Raw genomic sequence first — 4,381 nt, forward strand, 5'->3', positions numbered from 1 at the left:
GGGGGGGGGGGGGTAGCTCAACGTAAAGCTTTCCTTGAAGGGGTTTCCAAAGAATATCAAGAAGCATTGTCTGTTTTTGAAAATATCAATAGAGATCTCATTCAAAAAGAAAAATCTTTAGATGCTATGAATCTCTTATCGAGATATGAGCAATTTCACCGTTTATTAAAAAAACAAATTTCATCTCATTCTCTACTTGTCGATCTTTTAGAACAAACTATCGCTGATTTGCAATCACGTATAGTTGAGATTAAAAGTAAAGAAACCAGTCTGCTCAAGCAACAAGACAGCACTTCAGATAAAGTAGTCATAGAAAAATTAGAAAAAGAACTCGCACAGTTGAGAAAAGAAAAAAATGCTTCTCAAAATGAATTGAAAGCACGATTAGATCAACTGCGTCAAGAAATCCAAGATTCGGATAGCACAGTCATTGGGGCCAAAGATAAGCTGAGTAATCAGCAAATTCAATGCATCATAAATGAGTTGGAGGAAAGACTCAAGAATACTCAATTAGAAATTGAAAACAAAGATATACGTATTAATGAGCTCGAACGGGAATTACAAGAATTGAAGCATCTATCCGAGTTGGAGAGAATGAATTTACAAGATGAAATTCAGATGTTGCGTGAGCAAGCCTCAGATGACAATTACAAGATTATGAATTTAACAAAACAGAATAAGAATTTAGCTGTTTTGACAGAAAGAATTAGGCTGCTCCAAGAGAGATTAGACCAGATTGAATCTAGACGTAAACAAGAGGCTTCTATTTATGAGGAGAACCTTGAGGAGATCAAGCAGTTACATCAAGAAGATCAAAATAGATTAAAATCTGAACATGAAGCTTTTCTTAATGAGGCAAGGTCAAAACAAGAAGAGAAAATTAAAAGTCTAGAGAAAGAGAAAGACGATCTCGTTAACAAATGTCAGTACTATGAGGTAGATAAACAGAGGACCAAGCAGACTTTAAAAGATCTACAAGAAGAGATCACAAGATTGAAAAACACCCTAATTCTTTACAATGAAGTGATCGAATATTACGAAAAAGAATTACGCTATTCGCCCGTTGACTTAGAGCGGTTCAGAAAAGATAAAGTTATCCTTAAAGCTATAGAAAATAGTGATACAAATTACACCAGAGCTGATATTTCCTGTTTGCAAGCAAGATTTGGTGAAGAACGTCTTGATGAAGCTTATGAAAAGATTATTCATTTAGAGGCTCGTGTAAGAAAGTTGGAAGCCGATTTGAAAGGTTATAGGGAAGCAGAATACTTGCACAGAGATATAGTAGAGCTTAATCAAATACAGTTAAGGATGGAAGCAACCTTCCTAAGAATCAGGGATAATTTAGATCCAGCTGATGCAGATGAAATCCGTAACATTCTTTATAAGAAATACTAAACTTTTTCCTAATGCCAGATCGAAATTTTACACCCCCATTTTAATTTCTGTAGTTGTTTCATAAGAAATGGAACAACTATGGTTTGGGTCATTAGTTTGTGCATATTCTTACCGTATAATTAGTTTTTCTCTAAGTCATTCCAGATAAAACGGTTGCAGTAAATCAGACCCGATAGTTTCAATTGCTCACAATTTTGTTATTTTGGTGGTGAATGATTTATGAAGAGCGTGCCCTCATCTAGTTCGACTCTTGTGGAGTTAACATGTCTACAGCGTTGTTGTTTTAGTGGATCTCGAGTGCATAAAGTTGCCAATATCATTGCTATGATCATTGGTATACTTATTCTAGCAGGTGGTGTAGTCTCTGTAGTTCTTTTTGGAGCTGAGCTTGGCGCGCTTTACACTATGATAGTTTTAGGAGCGTCTGTAGCGGTAGGCATTTTACTTTTAACAGTAGGGGCAAGTTGCTTGAGTTGTCGTGCTTTGTCTCCACGACAAAGATCTTTAGATATCTCTAAATATCGTATTGATGATGAGCAGATTCAGAAATTAAAGAATAAAATTTCCAACAACGCAGAAGATATTACTAAAGCACAAGAATATTTAATTAAGGCTGTTGATCGTTATCAAAAAGTTTCTAAAGAACATAAGAAATTATTAGAAAATAAAAATGAGATTAATAAGAAATTAGAAATAGCTAGCAAGAAATATTCAGAAGCTCGTTTATCCTTGAATGCTTTTTTAGAGAAAATTCAAAAAGAATCCACCAACAGTTCTGGGGGGCTTTCTAGGGTTAAAAAAGCTCTAACCCAATCCAAAAATACTTTAGAAGAAGCTTCAGCTGCTTATCAAAAAATCTGGGTAACTCTTGAAGATCTTAACAAAGCAATCTTTGAGAAAGAAAAAGCCTTAGATTCTTTAAATCTAGTTGCTATCTATGATCGCATGCAAGTGCTGTTGAATAAACAAGTGTCTACTTGCTCCTCTCTCATTAACATAATGGAACAACGTATTATTGCCTTGCAAGCTCGGCTTGCAGATCTTCAAGAAGAAGAACTGAAGTTACAACAACGTCTTCAAGATTTGAAACTTGAAAATACTGCCGAAAGACAAACTAGAGAGAAATTAGAGAAAGCTCTAGCAAGCCTTCAAAAAGAAAAAGGTAAATCTCAACAAGAACTCAAGAAACGATTAGATCAGCTTGCTAAACAGAAAGATGAAACTGGGAAGATAATAAGCGATACCAAAGATCAACTTAATAATCAGCAGATCCTATGTGTTTTAGAGGAAAGAATAGCGCAGTTAGAGCAACAGTTAGGTGGTTCTCAATCGGATGTTGAAGAGAAGGAAAATCGGATTCAAGCTTTAGAACAAGAATTAAAAGATTTAACAAGTCTATCTATGAAAGAGAAGGATGCATTACGAGATCAGATAGAGAAGTTATGTAATCAAACTACTGATGATAATCAAAAAATAATTGAATTAGAAAAACAAGGTCAAACCTTACTTGTGTTGTCAGAAAAAAATAAGATACTACAAAAGCAATTAGATCAGCTTGAGGAAAGACGAGAAAGAGAGGCTATTGCTTTCGAGGATTGTTTAAATCAATTAGATAAGTTGCGTAGAGAAGACAGTGCGGAATTCAATCGGAAATTGGAAGAGGAATTCCAGAAAAGACTGCGATCAGAAACAAATTACAATAGCATGGTACGGACTTATTCCAGAGATATGCGTGATAAAGATAGTTATATACGTGAAATAGAAGAACAACTTATCAGCTTCAGGAATACACTAGTTGCCTACAATCAAGTAATCGAAAGTTATGAAAAGAAAATAGCAGAATTACGACCCGAATTATCAGAAGAATTTAGAGAGGACATCGTTGTCATTAAAGAAGCTGAAGGTGGACGTTATACTAGAAAAGAAGTTCGAGCTGTTCAAGATGCATTTATGAATGATCAGATAAATAATGCAAATCGTCAAATTCTTCAACTTCAACAAAGGATAGAAGATTTAGAACAAGAGCTGGCGGACTTAAAGGCTGCCCCCACGTTTTTCCCAGATGAAGAAGATATTGAAAATGTCGACGATGCTAATGAAACCTCATAGATAACCGAGCTTGCTTCTTACTTTGAGATTTAGGTGCGCAACCTCATTCTTAAAGTTGTTCCATCAGTTGATGGAACAACTTTGCCTTTCTAGACCCTCTCAAGCTTGATCATTTGCATGTTTTACGACGGTTTTTTTTCCTGTTTTAAAAAATTATTTACCTAAAAAATTCTCGTTTCCCCCATGGCAACTCTCTGTTTTCTTAAACTATTGCATATAAAACGGTTGCAATAAAAGAAAGAGGAGAGCTTCAATTGTTTGCGATTTTAATATTTTAACTATGAGTATTTTATGAAGTGCGTACCTTCATGTTGTGTACTTAACTTAGAAAAAAAAGACGCGCAATGTTGTGATGTTAGTGAGTCAAGAGCTCGTAAAGTTGCTAACATCATTTCTATTCTCCTTGGTGTACTTATTTTAGCAGCAGGTATAGTAGGTGTCGTGCTTTTTGGAACTGAGCTGGGTATGATGTATTCCATTTTGGTTATAGGCTTATCCGTAGCTCTTGGTCTATTGTTACTAACTGTTGGAGCTAGCTGCTTAACTTGCAGAGCTCTTATTTCTAAAGCTCGTTCGAGTGGATTTATTCCTGTAAAGAAATATATCGACGAAGAAAAAGTTCTTAAATTGAAGCAAACTATATCAGAAAATAAAGCTGTTGTTGCTTCTGCTGAGGATAGTTTAGACTCTATCATAAGTAAGTATCAGCAAGCTCAAAATGAGCATAAGAAGTTATTAACTCAAAAAACTGAAGCAAAAACAAAATTAGAAAACGCAAATCAAGAAATGGTTCGCGCAAAGAATAATTTTGAAAGTGCTAGTGAGAAGTTTCAAAAACAGATTGAGTTAGTCTCCTCGTCTGGGGGGGGGGGGG

General features: G+C 35.2%; 3 protein-coding genes. All 3 read left to right on the top strand.

Annotated features, from left to right (window positions below; translation table 11 throughout):
- Positions 1 to 1,398: hypothetical protein (locus tag O6937_RS05285; RefSeq protein WP_332390597.1), on the top strand; the 1,398-nt coding region annotated here is incomplete at its 5' end.
- 219 nt (positions 1,399 to 1,617) lie between these two features.
- Positions 1,618 to 3,507, top strand: a complete 1,890-nt coding sequence (locus O6937_RS05290; RefSeq protein WP_332390598.1) for a hypothetical protein — start codon at positions 1,618 to 1,620, stop codon at positions 3,505 to 3,507.
- Between the two features lie 291 nt (positions 3,508 to 3,798).
- A partial coding sequence (locus tag O6937_RS05295) for a coiled-coil domain-containing protein (protein ID WP_332390599.1) occupies positions 3,799 to 4,381 on the top strand: 583 nt, incomplete at its 3' end.

This window comes from Chlamydia sp. 04-14 (assembly GCF_036632095.1).
In the GTDB taxonomy this organism is placed as follows: Bacteria; Chlamydiota; Chlamydiia; order Chlamydiales; family Chlamydiaceae; genus Chlamydia.